Origin of the sequence: Ruegeria sp. THAF57, from assembly GCF_903914075.1 — a bacterium.
GTDB lineage: Bacteria > Pseudomonadota > Alphaproteobacteria > Rhodobacterales > Rhodobacteraceae > Ruegeria.
This window is the reverse complement of record NZ_CAIWNQ010000007.1, coordinates 80,674-97,912: the sequence shown is the minus strand read 5'-3', so window position 1 is coordinate 97,912 and position 17,239 is coordinate 80,674. Positions and strand designations below refer to the sequence as shown.

17 protein-coding genes are annotated in these 17,239 nt (G+C 58.0%); 2 read left to right on the top strand and 15 right to left on the bottom strand.

The genetic code is table 11. From position 1 onward, the window contains the following. Nucleotides 1–333: 333 nt before the first annotated feature. The 15 genes from RUESEDTHA_RS16005 to RUESEDTHA_RS15935 form a co-directional block, all read right to left on the bottom strand. On the bottom strand, nucleotides 334–1,029 hold the full coding sequence (locus tag RUESEDTHA_RS16005) for an RraA family protein (protein ID WP_171124847.1): 696 nt from the start codon (nucleotides 1,027–1,029) through the stop codon (nucleotides 334–336). Then, nucleotides 1,026–1,721, bottom strand: coding sequence for an alpha/beta fold hydrolase (locus RUESEDTHA_RS16000; protein ID WP_171124848.1), 696 nt, complete (start codon nucleotides 1,719–1,721; stop codon nucleotides 1,026–1,028). Before RUESEDTHA_RS16000 ends, RUESEDTHA_RS16005 begins: the two co-directional genes overlap by 4 nt. Continuing rightward, a complete protein-coding gene (locus RUESEDTHA_RS15995; protein ID WP_180887730.1) occupies nucleotides 1,718–2,842 on the bottom strand; it encodes a cobalamin-independent methionine synthase II family protein in 1,125 nt (374 codons plus the stop codon). Before RUESEDTHA_RS15995 ends, RUESEDTHA_RS16000 begins: the two co-directional genes overlap by 4 nt. Before the next feature lie 74 nt (nucleotides 2,843–2,916). Further along, on the bottom strand, nucleotides 2,917–3,273 hold the full coding sequence (locus RUESEDTHA_RS15990; protein ID WP_180887729.1) for a trans-aconitate 2-methyltransferase: 357 nt from the start codon (nucleotides 3,271–3,273) through the stop codon (nucleotides 2,917–2,919). Beyond that, on the bottom strand, nucleotides 3,270–4,229 hold the full coding sequence (locus tag RUESEDTHA_RS15985; protein WP_171124852.1) for a cupin: 960 nt from the start codon (nucleotides 4,227–4,229) through the stop codon (nucleotides 3,270–3,272). Before RUESEDTHA_RS15985 ends, RUESEDTHA_RS15990 begins: the two co-directional genes overlap by 4 nt. 154 nt (nucleotides 4,230–4,383) lie before the next feature. After that, nucleotides 4,384–5,373: an ester cyclase gene (locus RUESEDTHA_RS15980; RefSeq protein ID WP_171124854.1), complete on the bottom strand. Its 990-nt coding sequence runs from the start codon at nucleotides 5,371–5,373 to the stop codon at nucleotides 4,384–4,386. Continuing rightward, complete coding sequence (locus RUESEDTHA_RS15975; RefSeq protein ID WP_180887728.1) at nucleotides 5,370–6,413, bottom strand: LacI family DNA-binding transcriptional regulator; 1,044 nt, start codon at nucleotides 6,411–6,413, stop codon at nucleotides 5,370–5,372. The genes RUESEDTHA_RS15980 and RUESEDTHA_RS15975 overlap by 4 nt, the downstream gene beginning before the upstream one ends. Then, entirely contained in the window at nucleotides 6,413–7,177 is a 765-nt protein-coding gene (locus RUESEDTHA_RS15970) for an SDR family NAD(P)-dependent oxidoreductase (protein WP_171124856.1), read from the bottom strand. Before RUESEDTHA_RS15970 ends, RUESEDTHA_RS15975 begins: the two co-directional genes overlap by 1 nt. Next, nucleotides 7,174–8,229, bottom strand: coding sequence for an ester cyclase (locus RUESEDTHA_RS15965; protein WP_171124858.1), 1,056 nt, complete (start codon nucleotides 8,227–8,229; stop codon nucleotides 7,174–7,176). The genes RUESEDTHA_RS15970 and RUESEDTHA_RS15965 overlap by 4 nt, the downstream gene beginning before the upstream one ends. Next, nucleotides 8,226–9,557: a histidinol dehydrogenase gene (gene hisD / locus RUESEDTHA_RS15960; protein ID WP_171124860.1), complete on the bottom strand. Its 1,332-nt coding sequence runs from the start codon at nucleotides 9,555–9,557 to the stop codon at nucleotides 8,226–8,228. The genes RUESEDTHA_RS15965 and hisD overlap by 4 nt, the downstream gene beginning before the upstream one ends. 10 nt (nucleotides 9,558–9,567) lie before the next feature. Beyond that, complete coding sequence (locus tag RUESEDTHA_RS15955) at nucleotides 9,568–10,098, bottom strand: ester cyclase (RefSeq protein ID WP_171124862.1); 531 nt, start codon at nucleotides 10,096–10,098, stop codon at nucleotides 9,568–9,570. Between the two features lie 127 nt (nucleotides 10,099–10,225). Beyond that, on the bottom strand, nucleotides 10,226–11,380 hold the full coding sequence (locus RUESEDTHA_RS15950; protein WP_171124864.1) for a carbohydrate ABC transporter permease: 1,155 nt from the start codon (nucleotides 11,378–11,380) through the stop codon (nucleotides 10,226–10,228). Nucleotide 11,381: 1 nt separating this feature from the next. Continuing rightward, a complete protein-coding gene (locus RUESEDTHA_RS15945) occupies nucleotides 11,382–12,404 on the bottom strand; it encodes a carbohydrate ABC transporter permease (RefSeq protein WP_171124866.1) in 1,023 nt (340 codons plus the stop codon). Between the two features lie 67 nt (nucleotides 12,405–12,471). Continuing rightward, nucleotides 12,472–13,683: an ABC transporter substrate-binding protein gene (locus RUESEDTHA_RS15940; protein WP_171124868.1), complete on the bottom strand. Its 1,212-nt coding sequence runs from the start codon at nucleotides 13,681–13,683 to the stop codon at nucleotides 12,472–12,474. Between the two features lie 74 nt (nucleotides 13,684–13,757). Continuing rightward, nucleotides 13,758–14,804: an ABC transporter ATP-binding protein gene (locus RUESEDTHA_RS15935; RefSeq protein ID WP_180887727.1), complete on the bottom strand. Its 1,047-nt coding sequence runs from the start codon at nucleotides 14,802–14,804 to the stop codon at nucleotides 13,758–13,760. Between the two features lie 163 nt (nucleotides 14,805–14,967). Here RUESEDTHA_RS15935 and RUESEDTHA_RS15930 point away from each other — a divergent pair, with 163 nt between their 5' ends. Both RUESEDTHA_RS15930 and RUESEDTHA_RS15925 read left to right on the top strand, forming a co-directional pair. Next, complete coding sequence (locus tag RUESEDTHA_RS15930; protein ID WP_255431784.1) at nucleotides 14,968–15,969, top strand: ester cyclase; 1,002 nt, start codon at nucleotides 14,968–14,970, stop codon at nucleotides 15,967–15,969. Then, nucleotides 15,966–16,838: an amidohydrolase gene (locus RUESEDTHA_RS15925; protein WP_171124874.1), complete on the top strand. Its 873-nt coding sequence runs from the start codon at nucleotides 15,966–15,968 to the stop codon at nucleotides 16,836–16,838. Before RUESEDTHA_RS15930 ends, RUESEDTHA_RS15925 begins: the two co-directional genes overlap by 4 nt. The last annotated feature ends 401 nt before the right edge of the window (nucleotides 16,839–17,239 follow it).

The window sequence follows — 17,239 nt, the reverse complement described above, 5'->3', positions numbered from 1 at the left end:
GGCTCTCAAAGTATGGAAATTCCTTCAGACGCCTTTGGAGAAGTCTTCAGGCCCTCCTCATTGTACTATGTGTGTTTCCAGATCGGCCTTCAAAACTCCAAAAGCGGACAATCAAGGCAGCGCAACCGAACGACCGCTATGCGGACAAAGCTGCCGATAAGTCAGCTTGTTGGGATGTATGAAAACGGCCCAAAGCCGACCTTCGGGTTTCAGCTTTTGCCGCAGCGCGGCATGCTCTAATTCTAAAGTGGTTTTTGATAGCCTCAGTACTAACCCTCACTTAGGCTCACTTTTGGCAAACCATTGCTGACGCAAAGACGAAGTGACCTAAATTCATACCCTCGCTTTCTCGAAGGCTGACCAAGCGGTTTCGAATACTTCAAAATCAAATCCCGGCTGGCTCGCCGCGTCGAGGATAATGTGCTCTGTTGTCAATAGCTTTTGGATTGCGGCTTCCAATTGATCGACGACATCCTCGGGAACCACCAGAGCACCGTGTCGGTCGGCGTGCATCAGTTCTCCCGAATTGACCGTCAGACCGAATACCGAGACCTGCGTGTCGATCTCGCGGACATGGACGAAACCATGGCTCGGCCCGATCGAACCGGCGACAACTGGGAAACCTTCGGGCAGGTCTCCGAGGTCGCGCATGACACCATTGGTCACCACGCCAGACATGCCAAAGCCTTTGTGAACCGTAGTGTTGACCTCACCCCAATAAGCTCCGATGCAGTCCGGGTAATCCACGTCCTCAATCACCGCGACTGATGGGTTTGGGCCTTCGGCCATATATTTATAATAGGCCATGCGTCGGCATTTGATGACCTCCTGCGGCTCGGTCGGCGGATGGACCGCTGCAATTTTAGCGGTGCGCGCATAGCCGACGATTGCCGGTTCGTTCGGTGCCGAACTGAGCATGGTGCCACGCGTGAACCGGTCAAACCCGCGTTTGCCCTGCGCCACCTCAATGGCGTTGCAGACGGTGGGCGTGTCGACCTTGCGAAGCAGAGACAATAGGGATGGTGTCATGTGTCCTCCAGCCAGCGGATCAAGGCCGCTGTGGTTTCCTTGGGTTTTTCCAGTGTGGGCAAGTGACCTGCCCCGTCGACGATCTCCAACGTGCTTTGCGGCAGTAGGTCATGCATCATCTGGTGACGTTCAACCGGGCAAAGTCCGTCGTCACGCCCGCATAGGACCAGTGTTTTGCCCGCGTAGGATGAAAGGGTCGCGCATTGGTCTGGACGGCCCATCAGCGCTTGCGACTGGCGCAGAAACACATCCGGGCCCAGATCGGTTGCCATTGCCATGCACAGGTCAAGAATAGCCCCTTGCCGGGGACCGTCAGCAAGGTAGTTGGGCTTCATCTCATCCCGCATCACATCCCATAGTCGACCCTCACTTACAGCCGCCATCTGCGGCGCGCGGCGGGCTTTGACCTCGGGCTTTTCGGCCAGCGGGTTGGTGTCGAGCAGAGCCAATTGCGTGACCCGGTCTTGTGCTTGACGCACCACCTCCATCGCCACGATACCGCCCATGGACAGGCCAGCGAGGGCGAAGTTTGGTGGCGCATGATTCAGGGTATCGGCCGCCATCGCCTCTACATCGTCGTGCTGGCTCAATGGGAAGGTCATCACGGGCACCCTGCCCGACAAAGCCTGGATCTGAGGACCGAAGAGGCGGGCATCGCACATCATGCCCGGTAAGAAGATAAGCGGCGTCATGCACTGGTCAGCTTTGCGCCGTCGGACAGTGCGATGAGCTTGGCGTAGGCAATCTGCGGGTCCACCGCGCCGAACCCGGCGAAAGTACCAAAGCCGCAATCGCTGCCTGCGATCACACGATCCGTACCGACGATGCTGGTGAATCGGGCGATCCGTTGGGCGACAAGCTCTGGATGTTCGACAAAATTGGTGGTGGTATCGACCACGCCCGGCACCAAAACCTTGTCACCGGGGATTTCGGCTTTACGGTCGCGGAATACGGTCCATTCATGCGCGTGGCGCGGGTTGGACGTTTCGAACAGGACATAACGCGACTTGGTGGCCATCAGTGTGCTGAAAACCTTGTCCATCGCAATATCACAGCAATGCGGACCCTCGTAGTTACCCCAGCAGATATGCACCCGGACGCGATCCTGCGGCACGTTCTGCAGCGCATGGTTCAGGGCCTCAACATGCATGTTGGCGATCCTGACAAACTCCTCATCAGACAAATCAGTGAACAGCATATGGCGAGACAGGGCCAGATCGGGGCAATCCAGTTGCAAGTCCAAACCGGCAGCAACGATAGTTTCGTATTCCTCTTTCATCGCATCGGCCAGGGCGGCCAGATAGGCCTCTCGCGTCGAATAGAAATCGTTCTGCAAGAAAAGCGAGATCACGCCCGGCGACGCAGCGTTCATAAACCCGCGCTTCACCCCATGCTGCGTCATCGCGGCCTTGAGATTGGCTATATCTTTTTCCAGTTCGCCCTGCCCCTTCGAGCGCACCTCTCCGGTACACATGGGGCGCGCGTATTGTGGTGTGCCACCGTCATCAGCCAACCGTTGCAGGAAGCCGGGGAACATTTTCAGGTCGGCGGGGGCGTTACGCGGGCTGTCACCGGAAAAGCCTGTATAACGGTCCTTTACGTAAGTCGCGTATGAAATCTTTGAGGTCTCGCCGTCACTAACAATGTCCACCCCGGCTTCAACTTGCTTGCTCACCGTTTCAGTTACGGCGTCGGACATGCAGGCATCAAACGCGGCTACGTCATAGGGTTCGCCCCGTTCCCTGGCAAAGATGAAATCCACCACGTCCTGCGAACGCGGCAAAGACCCGACATGAGTAGTCTGGACCGACATTGAGCCCTCCTAATTCTTTCGCGCCATCAGCACGCTGTGGCTTTCGGTTTCCTTTTTCTTTGCAAGGAGCCCAGTCATACGCAGACCACTTTATCAAGGCACACGGGATAGCCGGTCAGAGACAACGAGGCGTGATAAACGCTTTCTGTTCCAACCGTGCCGTGCTCTACCCCCGCTTTGGGGCCAACGGTCTGCAACAACATTCCACCATGGCGCGCCATGCGGGCGATACCTTCTTTTTGTTGGTCTGCTGTCAGGTGGGAGAAATTGTTCCAGGCAATGATCCCATCGAAAAGTTGATCCAACTCAAAAGTACGCCCGTCCGCCTGGCGCCAATCAGCATTTGGCCAGCGCTCACGCGACCGTTGATCGTCATAAGCCTTGGCCTGACGCTCGTAGACGGCGTGGGTATCTTCGGGATCCGCGATCATCCAGTCCAGGTTGCTCCTGCCGGGTCGTCAGTCGCCTTGATCCGGTACAGACCCGCCTGCCCGGTCATCGACGGTTCAACGCTATAGCGTTCCCCCGGCAGAACCAAGGCAGTATCCCCATTTGATATTGTGGTTTCAAACCCCTCGACCGAAACCCGCCAGTGTCCGCTTGCGGGCATCAGAACAACCGGTTTCTCAGCGACAACCGGATCGGTCACACTAGATCCACGCCCAAGGAAGTCGACCTCGAACCCGGGCTTATCCTTAATCAGACCGTTTTCACCGATCACTTGGGCCGGTTTATTGGCTGACAGCGCCATCAGGTCCCAGTAACGAGCAACGTATTTGCCAACCACATCTTCGACCGGAACCTCAGGGTAGTCTTTCAACTGTTCGTCGGTCAGCACCGGCATAGGATGCACGTTGTGAGGCAGTTCCTGCCCTTTCTTGGAGTCATAAAGAACCCCGTTGTCACCCAGCATCAGCCCATGCGCCTGCGCGTCCTCGATCACCTGCGGAGCCCATGTCACCCCGCCGCCTGCATCATCCCCGCCAAGGATCGACATGATCATGCCGTAGTCCTGGCCGACATTTTCAAAACCACGGAAGATACCCGTGGGAATGTTGAAGATATCACCCTCTTCGGCGATGAACTCGCCCGCTGTCCCATAGCGACCCCAGAAAAAGCGCCAACAGCCCTTGGCAACAAAGAACACCTCGGCAGTTGTATGGCTGTGCAGCGAGTTGCGGCACTTGGGCGGCTGTCCCGCCGCGCCAATGTTGAACCCGATCTTATCGGTGATGTGGACGTGCTGATCAGGCGACTCGGACACCCCGCCGCCGATGATCGTGAAGTTTTCCTTTTGGTCCGATCCCGGTGTGTGGGCGTCGATAAAGGCGGTTTTGCAGGGCCGAAGTTCGCCATAGCGAACGATGCGGTGTTGTATTGTGCTCATGATAGTCTCCGAAACGAATAGCAGTGCGGCAGGTCGATCGAACCCATTGCGCCCGGAGGACGATTGTTCAGCCGCCTTGCCCGCAAAGACGCCCAGTGACAATGCAGTCGCCGGGTTCCTTCGCTGGTGTCGAGCAAGGCAAGGCTTTGCGGCATTACACGTCCCCTGTGGCCAGCAGCACCTGTTTCCAAACAGCGGTTTCATCGAACAGGGTCCACTCGCGCCGAACCCTGATGTCGCCGCCAATCAGCTCTCCCCACTCGACATGGCTGATGCCAAGAACATAAAGCTCGGCCCCTGTCGGCGCGCCAAATGTGCCCCAACCGTCATGGGTTCCGTGCAGGCTCCACCGCAGGGCCGAGCGCGGCGGCATGTTGGGATCGTCGCGCCCGATCTGGTGATGGATGGTGAACGTGGCGTTGGGCATCGCGGCACGCAATGACATCCAGAACCGGTCAACCGGATCCCACCCATGCCCTGTCACACCACCTGGGTATTCGGATTGCACGGCCCTGTCATAGTCACGCTCGACCGCGCCCATATCCGCGTTCATCATCCGGGTCAGCAGATCGGCATGGCGCTGGCCCCACGCGTTGTCGTTTCCCTTTCCCTTATAGGGACCTTCGACATCGTTGGATGGGGTCAGGGGCCGGACGCATTTTTCAGGGCCGCTTTCCCGCGCGATCAGATCGGCCGCATAGCCCTTGGGATCCCAGCCCAACTGACGGACGATCGCCCCCTGATCCCGGATCAGCCATTCGTCATCGATCTTGTTATCTTTCGCATGACAATCCGCGAGGATCCGGTATTGCAGCCTGCTTCCCTTGGGCTTGCCATAGACGCCTTCGCTCAAATGTGTGGCCGTGGACAGAATGCGATGAGAGCTGAGCATGCCTTGTTCCGGGGTGCCGGACCAGATCACGTCCTCGCCCAGAAGCTGGCGATCCGGGAACTCTGCCAAGGTCGCCATGGTCGCGCCGATCACGTTCTGGTTCCCCAAAACGACGGAACCGGGCGACCGGACCACGATGTCCTCACCGTAGTAGTCGTGCAAGGTCGCGATACCGCGATCTTCCCAGATTTCCTTGGTGATACCGACGATATAGTCCGGGAAATCCCGGAATTTCGGATCAAAGCCCTTCATGTTTCTGTCCTTTGTGGAGTCCAGCCCCGCGGCAGCCGCGCCGAGGTTCGCACGACCAGCGGGCCGTCAATCGCGACCTTGCGTGGCTCGGCTGCATCGGGATTTTGAATGTGGTCCAGCAGGGCCGCGACGGTTTCCGCGACCATCAGATTGGCCCGTTGTCGGATCGTTGTCAGGTTATACGCTGGCCATCCAGCCGGAGGAACGTCGTCATAACCAACGACCGAGACATCTTCGGGGATGCTCAACCCCAGTTCAAACCGGATTACGTCCATCACGGCCAATGCCATGTGGTCGTTGGCCACAAATACCGCGTCGGGGCGTTCGTCGGGGTCTACATCAAACATCTGACGCGCAGCGGCTTGGGCGTTTTCGGTGTGAAACATCCCGTCCTGCACCGCAAACACGGATCGACCCGCTTCGGACAACACCGCCCGAAAACCCGCCTCGCGGTCACGCTGAGTCGAGGCGCCCTGCCACCCCGAGATATAGCCGATCCGTTCGTGCCCACCCGCCAGAAGGAACTCGGCCACCTTTCGGCCGCCTGCGTAGTTATCCGACGTGACGGTAGTGATCCCCTCGATATCCTGACTACGGTTGAACAGGACAACCGGGACACCTGCCTGCTGGCACCGCGTCGCGATATCGGAAGACATCGGGACCGAGGCCAGAACGACGCCGTCGACCTGATAATCCAGAATCTCCTCCATCACGTCGTCTATGTTGCCAGCCGACCGAGAGGCCATGAATATCAGAACGTGATAGCCATGCTCCTGCAAACCGTTCGACAGTTTCGCCAACGCTTCGGGATAAAAGTAGTTGTCCAGATAACCGACCACCAAACCGATGATGCGGCTTTTGCCAGAGACCATGGCGCGGGCCAGCACGTTTGGGCGATATCCCAACTCCTCAGCGGCTTTGCGCACTTTTTCCTCGGTCTTCTTGCTGACGGATGCTCCGGGCGTGAAGACGCGGCTGACGGCGGACTGGCTGACGCCTGCGCGCTGCGCGACCTGAAGGGATGTAATTTTCTCAGCCATCAGTCTGCCGTCCACCCGCCGTCAATCAACATGGAGGTGCCGGTCACAAGCGCCGACGCGTCCGACGCCAAGTAGCGCACGGCACCCATGATGTCCTCGACCTCGCCCACGCGGTCCAGCTTGATCATGTCCATGATCCACGCGGCGCGTTCGGGATTGTCGAAGGTTGATTGCGTCAGCGGCGTGCGGATGAAGGTCGGGCACACGGTGTTGATCCGTACGCCCTGTTTGCCCCATTCGATGGCCATCGACTTAACCATACCCTCCAGCCCGTGCTTGGTCGCGCAATAGACCGCCCGGTCAATCCCGCCGACATGACCCATCTGGCTTGAGATATGGACGATCGAGCCGCGTTTGCCCGCGTTGATCAAAGCCTTGCCTGCATAGGCCGACAGGAAATACGCGGATCGCAGGTTCAGATTTGCGACCGCGTCGAAATCCTCGGGCGTTGTCTCGGTCGCCCGGCTGTGCCGCGCCAATCCCGCGGAATTGACGACGACGTCAAACACACGGGACGCAAACAGGGTTTTCAGCGCCTCCAGATCCGTTTGATCCACGACCAATGCTTCTGCGGACCAGCTGTTCGATTGCAACGCGGCCACCGTGTCTTGCAACCGATCTGCCCCGCGCGCCGCACACACCACATGTGCCCCGGCCTCGGCCAGAGCAACGGCACATCCCTGCCCGATGCCCGATGACGCTCCGGTCACCAGGGCGGTTTTGCCGTTCAGGGAAAAGGATGGCGTTCGGGGCAGGTCTGTCATTGGCTCATTCCGTCAGGTATTTCGATACGGCCCAGATTGCGGGCCTTATTGAATTCCCGCAGACGGGCAAAGACGTCAACGCCAAGCTGCCGAAAAGCATCCAGAAGATCGACCAGCACCCAGTTTTCGCGAATTTTGCCGTCTTCGAGACGCCAGAAATCGAGGCTGCGCATGGTGATCTTTTTGCCTGAAGGCGCAATGCCCATCCAGCCGTCATGGGTCACAGTCTGGATCATGTTGGGCCAACCAGTGACGGCCGCATACTCTCCATCTCCGAAGAAGTGATAGGTGATGTCATCCACATATTGCCCGCGATCTGGCATGCCATTCAGGAAGGGGATCTGATGCCAGTTGCGGAACCCGGAAATACCCCGCCCTGTGCCGATCCCGGACGGGCCGTACCAGTTCATGCGGGGATGCCAGAACCGCTCCATCTCCATCACTTCGGGACCGCCCTCTGATGGGTGTTTCTTGAGGTATTCCAGCATGTCGATGATGTGCTGACAGGTTTCCTTGCCCTTGGCCGCATCATAGGGGCCGGGCACGAACCCATCTTGGGTCGCAGGACCGGGCACGTGCCATTCGCGGCCAAGGCTGGGGGCCATGGGCCACGCATTTGCCTGCATCATCACCTCGGGGATGTCCCAAAGCGCCTGCATCTCGACCACTTTACCGTCCACGAACCGATAGAATTCGTGGAACCGCATCGTGACCTGATGACCTGTTGGCGGGATATCCAGCCATGGTCCGGTGAAGGTGCCGGTGTAGTACCCGCCGCAACCGACCCAATCAGCGCCAAACTCATCCGGTCCGGCCATGACGATATAGTCGCGCCGTTCCAGATCGGGCCACGCCGTCAGCAAGCCCTTGTAAACGCCATCGTAGTAGGTTTCGCTGCCGGTCATGTCTCCGAACGGATGACACAGGCGGAACAAGGCATCGGGCGCACAAAGATCAGCCAGGACGCGACGCACCCCGGCTTCGGAAAAGTCGTACATCGCTGCCCTCAGCGGGGCGATCAGGTCTTTGTGCAGACTGTGCTGGTCACTCATTCCGCCGCATCCCTATACGGCGCGGCCTTTCCGTATGGCACGTTGATGCCCCCATACCGGCGAACGCGCACGTTGCATTGTTCCGCGTGCCCCACAAACCCTTCCAGCATGCACAGGCGCGAGCCATATTCACCGATCAGAGTTGCCGCTTCGTCGGTCAGAACCTTCTGGTACGAGTGCGTTTTCAGGTATTTGCCGACCCAAAGACCGCCCGTGTATCGCCCTGCTTTTTTTGTGGGCAAGGTGTGGTTCGTCCCAATCACCTTGTCCCCGTTCGACACATTGGTGCGAGCCCCAAGGAACAGCGCCCCGTAGCAGGTCATGTTCTCAAGGAACCAATCGTCACGATCCGTCATCACCTGCACATGTTCCGAGGCAATGTCGTCGGCCACCTTCAGCATCTCGTCATAGGTTTCGCAAACGATGACCTCGCCATATTCCGCCCACGACACTTTGGCGGTGTCCGCCGTCGGCAGAATGTCCAGCAGCCGATCAACTTCGGCCAAAGTCTCCTCGGCCAGTTTGCGCGAGTTGGTCAAAAGCACGCAGGGGCTGTTATATCCATGTTCAGCCTGACCCAGCAGGTCGGTCGCGCACAGTTCCGCATCGGCCGCGGTTTCATCTGCAATCACCATGGTTTCGGTCGGGCCTGCGAACAGGTCGATGCCGACACGGCCAAACAACTGGCGTTTGGCTTCGGCGACAAAGGCGTTGCCGGGGCCGACCAGCATATGAACGGGGTTGATTGTCTGAGTGCCAAGCGCCATTGCGCCAATGGCCTGAATGCCGCCCATGACATAGATTTCGTGTGCTCCGCCCAGATGCATGGCCGCGATGACCGCAGGGTTTGGCTTGCCCTGAAACGGAGGCGTGCAGGCGATAATGCGTGGAACCCCCGCAACGGACGCCGTCGCCACCGACATATGCGCCGAAGCCACCATCGGGAACTTACCGCCGGGAACGTAACAACCAACGGACTGCACAGGGATATTCTTGTGGCCCAGTATAACGCCCGGCAGGGTTTCGACCTCGATATCCAGCATCGAATCCCGTTGCGCCTGCGCAAAGTTACGCACTTGCTCTTGGGCGAACTTGATATCCGCCAGCTCACGGTCGGAAAGCTGGCTGATCAGGTCTTCGATTTGGTCCTGCGACAGCCGGAACGAGGCCGGTGAATAATTGTCGAATTTCTCGCTCAGCTCGCGCACGGCGACATCGCCGCGGGTTTCAATGTCTTTCAGCGTCGCTTCGACCACGGCACGGGTTTTGGCGTCATCTTCGGCCCGGTCAGCGTCAGATTTACCGCGTTTGAGATACTCGATTGCCATTTTTCAATCCTCAGTTTTCGGGCCGAGGTGGAAGTTTTTCCCCTCGGTCAAATGCTTCCCAGCCCTGACCGTTGAACAGGTCAACGCCCAGTTGGGCTGCGACATGGGCAAAATCCACGTTCACCCAGTTGTCGACAATCTTGCCGTCGAAGACTTTCCAGAAATCCATGTACCGGATCTCGACCCGCTTTCCTGTCGCGGCGATGCCCAGAAACTCGCCGGAATGGGTTGCTTCCTGACGGCCGAAGGCGGCAGCCCATTCCCCCATGTAAAGGCGGGCCTCATCAATGCAGACCTTGTCGGAAAACGCCGCCTGAAACGGGCGCTGCCAGTTGTTCTGGAATTCCTGCAGGCCGGTCTTCGTGCCGCAGCCCTGATTGCCCATCCAGCGAAAGCCCTGCGCGAAAAACTCGCCAATGTCGTCAATGCGATGGTCATTCAGACCATCCACCATGGTTTCGATAACCCGCCGCGTGTCGTCTGTTTTGCTCAGGTCAGTGTCACGGGTCAAAACCGCTTGTTCGGGGCGCGAACCTTTCATTTCCATATCCTTTCAGGTTGCCAGAGAGTGGTGTTGGGGGCGTGACCCCCGACACTCAGAAAATCTCTGGGCATCCTGTTCAGCGCCGGGTGGCGCGACATGGCGTTATGGCGGGCGTGGTTGCTCATCAGCCTTTCACCGCCCCTGCTGTCAGACCGCTGACGATCTGACGCTGGAAGATCAGGACAAGGAAGATCAGCGGCGCGGTGATCGACACGGCGGCGGCCACGGCGACAACCTGATCGGTGGTCGTGGTCTCACGGTTGAACATGCCGACGATAGCGGGAACCATCGTCTGGTTTTGTGCATCCAGCAGCAGCGCGGTGACGAGAAAGTCGTTATAGGCCAGAAGGAAACTGAACAGTCCGGTTGTGATGACCCCCGGCCACATCACCGGCATGATCACACGGCGGAACGCCTGAAAATGGCTGCACCCATCGACGCGGGCGGCCTCGTCCAGTTCGGCAGGGATATTCTGGAAGAAGGACCGCAGCATCCAGATTGTAAAGGGTTGGTTGATCGCAACCAGAACCGCGATGACCGCGAAGGGTTTGCCATACAGGGTCGGCGCGTTTTCCCCCAGAATGGGGCTGAGCCATTCGGCCGAATTGATGAAAACTGGCAGGTAGCCCGCAACCAGAACCGAATGCGGCAGTGCGCGGAACACCAAAGCCACAATCAGAATCCAGAATGCCAGCGTGGACCCGGACCGTGCCAGACCGTACCCGGCCAGCGTTCCGACGGTCAGGGACACGGTAACCACCCCGGTCGTAACGATCAGAGAATTCTTGAAGTTGTTCGAGAACCCCCGGTCAATCCAGACCGTTTTGTAATGTTCGGTGGTCAGGCCCAGCACGTCCCGCCCCAAAGGACCGAATACTGGATTCAGCACATTCAGAATGGCGGGAAGTACAACAAAAAACACCAATAGGAAGCCAACCAGCAAAGCCAGCACGCCGATCAGCCAGCCAAACCACTCCTGCCTGGGCTTGGTGTAGGATTTGATCATCGACGGCAGCTTTTTGGTTGCCAGAGTGATCGTTCCCCAGATCATCGCGATACCCAGAATGATATCCAGCAGGGACAATCCCTTTCCGACGCCCAAGGTCGCGGGGCCAAAAATCACGTTCAGCGCGTTGCTGTCAAAGGCATCGACGGGTGACTTGAAGCTCATCACCACGATCCAGAAGATCGGGAAGGCCGCAATCAGGCACCAAAGCGCCAGAAAGATGTTCGAGGTCAGCCGCAGGCTGAAAGGCTGGCGAAGCGCGCGTGAGGACATATCAGTGGCCTCCTTTGTGATCGCGCCATGTACGGCGCAGCGGCAGGATAAGCAGGATGACAACACCGATCATGGTCAACATCGAGTTGGCCGAGGCCCGACTGATCGACCGGTTACCCGCCTGATCCGGCGTTAGATAATCGAAGGTCAGCCATTGCAGCGAGATGACGTAGCCTTGGCTCGAGAAGCCGACGATCTCTTCAAACACCCGGTAGCTGTCCATCAGGTGGATCATCGACACGAAGATGATCAGCGGCATCAGATGCGGGATCACGATGTACTTCATCCGCTGCCAGCGCGTTGCCCCGTCGATGACGGCGCTTTCCAGACTGTCCTGATTGACGGTCTGAAGACCCGCATAGAAGACGATGGCGGCAAACGGCGCGACGTGCCAGACGCGGTAAAGCATCATCAGGATTTCGATCGTCCACGCCTGGGCAAACAACGCGATGTCGCGGTTCAACCACCATTCGATCAACGCTGTCATGATCCCGTCGCCGCGAAACAGCCAGTTGATCGACAAGACGCCGATCACAGGTGTGATGATGAAGGGCAGCAGCGAGATAAAGATCACGGGGCCTCGTATCGACCGGGCCGCATTGTTGATCAAAACCGCGATACCCAGACCGCATCCGACCACCAAAGGCAGCGTGATCAGCGTGAAGGTCAGCGTGAAGCGCAGCGCTTTCCAGAAGTTGATCGTGGATAGAACCTGCCAATTCCCGTCGCTGATCGCGCGCCAAGCTCGCTCGGGCTCTAGCACGTTACGGTAGCTTTGCAATCCGACATACTGGGTCTGGGTGATAATCTCGCCGTGTTCATCCAGTTTCGGCTGCGACACCAGCTCGGTCACGCAGGTCTGCGTGAGAAAGCCCGGCGTGCAGGTTTCCTTCTCAACCGTCTCATAGATCGGCTGGGTGACGTAAAAGCTCTGCTTGAACACGCTGACCAGCGGGAACGCGATAAAGAGAAGCATCATAAAGACAGAGGGGCCGACAAAGGCGGCAAATGTCCGGAAATTCATGGCTCTGCCTTTCTCATGGTTCTCGGGTGGAAAAAGCGGGAGGGCGCAGGGCCCTCCCCAGAGAGGATCAGTTGCTGATCAGACCAGCCTCTTTCGCAGCGGTGATGTAATCCGCCTCAATGTCGGCCAGTGTGGTTTGCGCATCCTTGGCACCGGTCAGATAGTCCGCCAGACCATTGCCCAGAGAGGTGTGCATGATGCCCATCGGACCGGACGCAGGATAGGCTTTGGCGCCACCTTCGGCCGAGGCCGCGGCACCGGCGGCCAGATCGCCCGGGGTATACGCAGTGCTGAGCCAGACCGCCGTGTCGTTGTTGGCGCTGACCATGTCACCATCCATACCTTCCAGTGCGACACGGAAGGCGGCGTCGGCCTCTTCATCGCTCATGTTCGAGGCCAGCACGATACCGTCCCACCAAATCGTGGTCGCAGGAACAGCCGATCCCATCGGGGCTGCGGCCATCGTAACCTTACCAACCACCTGGCTTTCGGCTTCGTCGTTCATGGCAGCCGCGCGGCTGGCCCAAAGGTTCGCCATCGCAATCTTGCCTTGCTGGAACTGCTGCTGAACATAGGTCGAGTCCGACACCAGATATTCCGGGTCCATGAACTCGGTCATGGCCTTCATCGTCTCAAGCGCGGCTACGCCCTGTTCGTTGTTGATCGCGGGCATGTTGCCGTCGCCAAAGAACTGGCCGCCTTCGCCAAGGTACATGTTGACGAATTCCTGACCCAGATTCCAACCGGTCTTGAACGTACCGCCAATCGGATAGTCCATGGCGCCCGCTTCCTTGATCTTGGCGGCTGCGGCCAGAACGTCGGCATAGGTCTTGGGTTCTTCGATGCCCAGCTCGGCCAGAACGTCGTCGCGATACATCAGGTGCTGCGCGTTCACCATCATAGCAATCGCCATGGTTTTGCCGTCCACCTTGATCAACTGGTTCGGCAGAAGGTCCTGTCCGTATTTCTCAACCAGATCATCCAGCGGCCGGATAGTGCCCGCGTTCAGCAGCGGCACCAGCGTGGCGTTCGAGACGCCGCCAATCTGGTAGAGCGCGGGATCAGCCGCAAACGCTTCGGGCTGTTTTTCGCGGAATTCCTGATCGAGCGAGGCGCTGAAATTGCCGCACTCGGCCATCGCGTCGGTCACGGCTTTCCAGGCTTCAAACCCGGCCGAGAGCGACTTTAGCGGGACATCGTTTTCAAAGGCACAGTCCGACCACGCGCCTGCGGCGGCAAAGGACATGGCACCGGCCAAGAGGATTGTTTTGAGTTTCATGCGTTTCTCCCTGTCAGGATCGGTCCGTCGTCGACGTCCGGACCGGTTGTGTGCCCGGTTGGGCTGTTGTGGGGCTATGCCCCGATCCGCGCACCGCTTTCAGCTTCAAAGAGGTGACAGATGTCTTTCGGCACCGAGAACGAGACGCTTTCGCCGATCTCGGCGCGGAATGCTTTGTCGGCTTTCACGGACACCAGCGCACCACCGACGCGGACCGAGATCATGGTCGCGTCACCCAGCAGTTCGAGCGTGTAGATCGGAGCCGTAATTTCGCCCTGTCCTTCGGCAAGGCCCGCGTCTTCGGCCCGGAAACCCAAGGTCAGGGGGCCATCGGGGGCATCGACCGGAATCTGGACGTTCTCGGCGCGGAACACACCGCCCGACACCTCTCCGTCCATGAGGTTCATCGCAGGCGAGCCGATAAAGCTGGCGACAAATGTATTGGCAGGCCGGTCGTAAATCTCGGTCGGGCTGCCGACCTGCTGAACTACGCCCTGTTTCATGACGACAACGCGGTCAGCCAGCGTCATCGCCTCGATCTGGTCGTGGGTCACATAGATCGTCGTCACCGCCAGTTCATGGCTGAGGTTCTTGATCTGCGCCCGCGTCGACACCCGCAGCTTGGCGTCCAGATTGGACAGCGGTTCATCCATCAGGAACACGTTCGGCTCGCGCACGATGGCGCGGGCCAACGCCACGCGCTGACGCTGTCCACCAGACAGTTCGGCAGGTTTGCGATGCAGGAAGTCATCCAATTCCACCATCGCGCTGGCCTGGCGAACTTTTTCGTCATGGGTCGAGGGATCAATCCCGCGCACTTTCAGAGGAAAGCGGATGTTTTCATAGACGTTCATGTTCGGATACAGAGCGTAGCTTTGGAACACCATCGCCACGTCCCGATCCTTGGGCTCAAGATCGTTGACGACTCTGCCATCAACCAGAATTTCACCCTCGGTCACGTCTTCAAGCCCGGCAATCATCCTCATCGTCGTGGTTTTGCCACAGCCCGACGGCCCCAGCAGAACCAGAAACTCACGATCCGCAATTGTCAGGTCGAAATTATGAACCCCAACGAACGAGCCCCAGCGCTTGCCGATGTTGCGCAATTGAATTTCCGCCATGATGCCCCCTGCAAGGATTCGTTTTGCATACGTTTGCAAAACTGTAATATGCACTTATCAATTCTGGCAAGACATTTTTGCATACGTATGCAAGAATGCGCGGAACACCCGACTCACAACGGCTGTAAACCAACCGTAAAACTTGATCGCAATGGTAAATACCGTGACCTTTCAGACAGAAAAAAGCCTTGTCTCTGCATTTCACAACGCGCTGGAAACCGCGACACAGGAAGAAACCTCAAATGTCCTGAGCGAATTCTGCGCCCCTGATTTGCTGTGGCGCGGCTTTCATCCCTTCAACCAGATCATCGGTGCCAACCAAGTTGCCCGGTATTTCTGGCTACCGTTGAAAAGCAGCCTGACACGGCTGCAAAACCGCATAGATATCCTATTTGCAGGGCAAAACTCGCTGCGGGACGATGCGGATGTCTGGGTTGTATCCATGGGGCATCTGATGGGGTTGTTCGACCAGCCGTGGCTGGGCATCCGCCCCACTGGCAAGTTGGCTTTCCTGCGCTATTGCGCATTTTACAAAATTGTCGGTGACAGGATTGTCGAAACGGCAATGTATTTTGATATACCGCATCTGATGGTTCAGGCCGGACAGAACCCCTTTCCACCACAAACGGCGGCGCATCTGGTTCAGCCCGGACCAATGACCCATGACGGTCTGCTATGGAACAAACAACCTGTCGACGAGGGCGAAAAGACCTTAGCAGTCATCAACGCAATGATATCGGATCTCGGCCAATGGGACAGCGGGTTATCTATTGAGGATGAACTGGCCCGAGCCTGGCATGATGACATGATCTGGTGGGGCCCAGAGGGGATTGGCGCGACCTACTCAATCGACCGATACGCAAGGCAACATTCGGGCCCCTTCCGGGCCACTTTCACAGACCGGACAAAAACCAGCCATATCTGCCGTTTGGCCGAGGGGCACTATGGCGGCTTTTTTGGTTGGCCCAATTTCACTGCAATTCCTTCGGGTGGGTTTATGGGGATGCCAGCCACCAGAAAACCCGGTGAGTTCAGGGTGATTGATATCTATCGCCGCGCAGGCGACAAGCTGGCCGAGAATTGGATTTTCATCGACTTGCTGCATTTCTGGAAAGGGCAAGGGGTAGACATTCTGGGCCGCACCACAGGAATCGAAACACCATGAGAATAGATGCGCACCACCATCTGTGGGACCTTACGGCCGTAACCTATCCCTGGCTCATGGAAAAAGGTGCCGTCCGCTTTTTCGGCGACCCAGCCTCGATTCAACGGGACTATCTGTTGCCGGAGTTTCGCGCAGATGCCCAGGCTCAAGGCTTCACCGCATCGGTTCACGTTCAGGTCGGCGCAGCCGATCCTTGGGCCGAGGCGCAATGGGTGCAGTCAGTGGCCGATCAGTCCCCGGATTGGCCGTTGGTTCAGATTGCTTTCTGCGACCTGACTGCTGGTGATTTGAGCGAACAGCTTGACCGCCTCCAAACGTTGCCGTCTGTGCGCGGCGTGCGTCAAATCATTGGCCGCGCCCCGGGAGAAGATGCAAAAACGGGCACGAATGCGCTGCTTCAGGACCCAAGGTTCCTGTCTGGCCTGAGGCAACTGGGCGAGCGCGGTTTGTCCTTTGATCTTCAACTGTTGCCCGAGCTGATGAAACAAACCGCAAGTGTGCTTGCGAAGGCCCCGGATACGCAGATCGCGCTCTGCCATGCTGGCTCGCCCCATGACCGGTCCGCAACGGGGATACAGAAATGGGCGGACGCGCTGACGGCACTGTCGAACCTGCCACAGGTCTATTGTAAGCTTTCTGGCCTCGGGATGTTTGACCACAACTGGAGCGCAGAAAGCGTCTCCCACATCGTTTCGACCTGCTTGTCAAAATTCGGCGCAGATCGTTGCATGTTCGGATCAAATTTTCCGGTTGATAGCCTTTCGTCTACTTACGAAGAGCTTGCTCATCGATATCAACTCCTTATCCCGAGGGAGAACCACACCGACGTTTTCTGCAACTCATCAAGGCACTTTTACTACATCGATTAGGGTAGGACGCACGCGAACTAAAAGGCTTCCGCGTAGTTTCAAGAGTGTCAGCTTTGCAGCCGCAGCGAATGGCCGCTTTCCGCCCATTGAGGAGGATGCTGCGCCAAGAAGCAAGGTCCAGTTGGGGCTCAAAGCAGACGTTCGCTGCGCAGTGCATCAATGACCGCTGTGCAGGACAAAGGGTGAATTCGCGGCGCCTGCACCAATGTCCGCTAAGCTATCTAAGGCCAGGGAAGCGCTTTACCAAACTGCACCAGCTGACCGTTCGGCGAACTGCTGTATGACGGCGCGAGCAAGAGATCGACGATAGGTATGGCTGCATCCTGTGGGGACAGGGCACCCGAGATATCTTCAAACCACGGGCGCGAAGCTGCCGTGTCCATCAGGCCGGGGCAAACAGC